Source organism: Profundibacter sp. (assembly GCF_056498605.1).
The window spans coordinates 1-3,857 of the sequence record NZ_JBSMEZ010000014.1; the positions used below are offsets into that span (position 1 = coordinate 1).

At 56.9% G+C, this 3,857-nt stretch carries 4 protein-coding genes; 2 read left to right on the forward strand and 2 right to left on the reverse strand.

Translation table 11 applies throughout. The annotated features are described in order from the left end of the window. The coding region (locus ACWB12_RS01425; protein ID WP_479528274.1) for a 2-hydroxyacid dehydrogenase at positions 1 to 754 on the forward strand (754 nt) is incomplete at its 5' end. A 10-nt stretch (positions 755 to 764) separates the two neighbouring features. Here the strand turns inward: ACWB12_RS01425 and ACWB12_RS01430 are convergent. Together ACWB12_RS01430 and ACWB12_RS01435 are read right to left on the reverse strand one after the other, a co-directional pair. Beyond that, on the reverse strand, positions 765 to 2,165 hold the full coding sequence (locus tag ACWB12_RS01430; protein ID WP_479528275.1) for an MATE family efflux transporter: 1,401 nt from the start codon (positions 2,163 to 2,165) through the stop codon (positions 765 to 767). Between the two features lie 87 nt (positions 2,166 to 2,252). Then, positions 2,253 to 2,834: a thymidine kinase gene (locus ACWB12_RS01435; protein ID WP_479528276.1), complete on the reverse strand. Its 582-nt coding sequence runs from the start codon at positions 2,832 to 2,834 to the stop codon at positions 2,253 to 2,255. A gap of 389 nt (positions 2,835 to 3,223) precedes the next feature. Between ACWB12_RS01435 and ACWB12_RS01440 the strand changes: the two genes are divergently transcribed. After that, positions 3,224 to 3,679 carry a hypothetical protein gene (locus tag ACWB12_RS01440; RefSeq protein ID WP_479528277.1) on the forward strand — a complete coding sequence of 152 codons (456 nt, stop codon included), beginning with the start codon at positions 3,224 to 3,226 and terminating at the stop codon, positions 3,677 to 3,679. Positions 3,680 to 3,857: the final 178 nt, after the last annotated feature.

Here is a 3,857-nt window from a genome sequence, read left to right on the forward strand (position 1 = left end):
TTGCAAGATATTGGCGAATTTTGGGGTGGGGTATAACCACATTGATACGGGCGCTGCTGCGGCCAAGGGCATTATCGTGACCAACACGCCGGGGGCCGTGACCGACGCGACCGCCGATATTGCGATGACGTTGGTCCTGATGGCGGCGCGGCGTGCGGGTGAGGGCGAGCGGCTGGTGCGCAGCGGTGAATGGACGGGCTGGCATCCAACGCAAATGCTGGGGCTGCATATTGGTGGCAAGACGGTCGGGATTGTCGGCATGGGGCGGATCGGCAAGGCGATTGCGCGGCGCTGTCAGGCCGGATTTGGCATGGATGTGGTGTTTCACAACCGGTCCATGGTGGCGGATGTCGGGGTGCCTGCGCGACAGCTTGGCTCGCTGAATGAGGTGATGGCCACGGCGGATGTGGTGGTGATCGCGGTGCCGGGCAGCCCCGAGACGCATCATATGATTGACGGGGCGGCGCTGGCGGCAATGCAGCCTCATGCGTATCTGGTGAATATTTCGCGTGGGGATGTTGTGGACGAGGCCGCGTTGATTGCAGCGCTTGAAGCGGGGCAGATTGCGGGGGCAGGGCTGGACGTTTACGAACACGAACCGCATGTGCCCGACGCGTTACTGGCGCAGGATAATGTAGTGCTGTTGCCGCATTTGGGCACCAATGCCGAGGAGGTGCGCGCCAACATGGGGATGATGGCGGTGGCGAACTTGCAGGCGTTTTTTGCCGGTGATGCGGTGCCGAACAAGGTCTGAGGCCGTGGGCCTACCTGCGATAGTTGAAAATCTGCATAAGGCGTGCTTGGCGTAAGAACGGTTTGGTCTTTTTACGGGTATCACCCGCCGCGCAGGCCGCAATAACGCGCTGCATCAAGACCAGCGCGATGGCTGCAAACACCACCCCGCCAGCGGCCTGCCCGATCAACACGCCTTTTGGGCCAAACCACATGCCCCCCAGAATGACAAAAGGGATCGTGCCCAAGGTATGTCTGCCCCAGTTGATCCACGTTGAAATGAATGGGCGGCCAAGGTTATTGAACGCGGCGTTCGAGACGAAGATCACGCCGTTAAAGAACCACGCCAGCGCCAGCGGGCCACAGAACAGAATGATGATTTCGGCGGTGATGCCATCGGCCTTGAACAGGGTCAGAACGGGACCGCGGACAATGAACAGGATCGCGCTGGTTGTGCCCACGACAAGGGCTGTGAATAGCAAACCGTCCAGCACGGACTGGCGCACGCGGTCTATTCGGCCTGCGCCGTAATTCTGGCCAATGATCGGACCGATTGCGCCTGACAAGGCAAATATCACCCCGAAGGCCACCGGAATGAGCCGCCCGACAATCGCCATGCCCGCAACGGCGCTTTCGCCATATTCCGCCATTGAGCGGGTGACATATGCTTGCCCGATCGGGGTGGCCAACTGGGTCAGGATAGCCGGAAAGGCGATGGTCAGGACTGCGGGGAAATCAAGGCGGAATTCGGCAGCTGTCGGTTTTTTTAATCCGCCATAGTGGCGGTAAATCGGGATCAGGGCGGTAATGGCGATTGATATGCGGGCAATGACGCTGGCGATAGCGGCACCTGTCAGTTCCAAGTTCAAACCAAAGATCAGGATCGGGTCGAGCACAGCGTTGACCACACCGCCAACCAGTGTTGCAATCATCGCCATTCGTGCGGCCCCGTGGGCGCGTAAAATCGCCCCGCCAACCATAGCGACCAACAGAAACGGCAGGCTGGGAATGATGATCGACAGGTAGTGAACCGCCAGCGTCAGCGTGTCGCCCTTGGCCCCCATAAGGCGGGCCAGATTTTCAATGTTAAGCCAGACAATCGCGGCAAAGATTGCCCCGAAGATCACGCCGTATAACATAGAGGTCGCGGCCTGCCTGCTGGCTTTTTCAACATCGCCGTTGCCCAATGCTCGCGAGACAAGGGCGCCGGCAGCAATCGCCATGCCAATGCCGAAGGACGAAGTGAAGAACAGGATCGCGCCAGCGTATCCTACGGCTGCGGCCAGTTCGGCCTTGCCCAGCATCGAGATGAAAATCATATCGACCAGATCGACGGCGAAAATTGCCATCAACCCGATTGAAGCCGTCAGCGACATCACCGTGATGTGCCGAAACAAATTCCCTGTGGTGAATTTTGCCGGATCGGTTGCCATATGTTTCCCTGTGCGCTGGGGGAACTATGTGGTTTTGTCTATGGAATTACCAGTGCGGGGTATTAGCGATAGGCGCACAATGCATCCCTAAAGATCGCCAACCGCCTCGCGCCAATGTTTGCGGCACAGGGACACATAGCTCTCGTTGCCGCCAATCTGCACCTGATCGCCATCGAGCAGCACTTTGCCATCGCCATCCTGACGCACCACCATCGTGGCCTTCTTGCCGCAATGGCAAATCGTGCGGGCCTCGCGCATTTCATCCGCCAGCGCCAGCAACGCGGCCGACCCGGGAAACAGTTCTCCCTGAAAATCGACCCGCAGCCCGTAGCACATGATTGGCACCCCCAGATCATCGACCGCGCGGGCCAATTGCCAGACTTGTTCTTTTTCCAAAAATTGCGATTCGTCAATAAACACACAGGCACATGGCCCTGCATTCAGACGCGCCTGAACCTTTGCAAACATATCCTCGCCCGTTTCAAACGTATCGGCACCATCATCGATGCCGATGCGCGACGCAATCCGCGCATCACCAGCCCGATTGTCCAGCCGCGCAGTGATCAGATAAGTTTCCATGCCGCGTTCGCGGTAGTTATACGAGGCCTGCAACAAAATTGTCGATTTGCCAGCGTTCATAGTGGAATAGTGAAAATACAGTTTTGCCATATGCAGAGTTTTGCCCGCAGATCAGGGGATGTGCAAGTCAAGATAGGTGGGGATTCATTCCGTGAGACGGCATTACTGTGCTTGCTGCAACAGACGCCCGGCGGGTCGTAAAAAATGAGGTTCGGAGCCGACATGCGGTTCCGAACCTCGTGCACCTATTACAAACCGAAAAGGGCCTCCGCGCGGCTGCCAGATTTCCCTGACTCTGCCGTTCCCAATCAACAGAAGAACGAAGAACCCCCACCTAAACCAACGCTGGGTGCGCCGATTACTCGCTACAACCCTGAAACGCAGGGTCGCTTTCTATATGACAAACCCGTGCAAAAAGATTAATGGGAAATGAGAGGCGCTTTTCCCCCTAAACGGCGGGACCCACCGGAGAGTTATAAATGGTTGACGTGAGAACATATCTTAAGAAGCACACCGAGGCATTGGTTAAAGATGTCGGGATCGAAAATGCGTGCAAGCTGACAGGGAAATCCAAGGCAACACTTGGCCGGTATTATTCCGAAGCCGAGGAACATACTGGTCGGTTTATCCCGTTGGATACTGTGGCAGCGCTTGAAAAAGAGGCGAGTTATCCGCATGTTACGTCGGCCTTGGCTGATTTGGGCGGGGTGACTATTTCGTTTGATCAGGAAAAGCGCAACGCACCTGCGGGTGGCGTTAATGCCGATGTGATTGCCCTGTCGCAGCGGTTTGCCATGCTGATGAGCGAATACAGCCAGTCGATCGAGGATGGCATCATCACCATCAACGAGGCCAAGCGGCTGTTGCGTGAAACATCGGCGTTGCAGCATGTCCTGATGGATATGAAGCTGCATCTGGAAGATGAGTCACACTAGACCGCCTATGTAGGGAGTGCAGATATGAGCGACGAAAAGCCCGGGCTGAAGACGGCCTATTCCCTGAAAACCCCGCAGGATTCGATTGACCTGTATGGCAACTGGGCCACCACCTATGACGAGGATTTCGCGCAGGCGAATGATTATCGCTACCCCGCGCTGATTGCCGAAATGTTCG

Excerpts from the sequence above, each read along its gene's own strand:
- ACWB12_RS01440 (WP_479528277.1), top strand. The coding sequence starts at position 3,224 with ATGGTTGACGTGAGAACATATCTTAAGAAGCACACCGAGGCATTGGTT.
- ACWB12_RS01430 (WP_479528275.1), bottom strand. The coding sequence starts at position 2,165 with ATGGCAACCGATCCGGCAAAATTCACCACAGGGAATTTGTTTCGGCAC.
- ACWB12_RS01435 (WP_479528276.1), bottom strand. The coding sequence starts at position 2,834 with ATGGCAAAACTGTATTTTCACTATTCCACTATGAACGCTGGCAAATCG.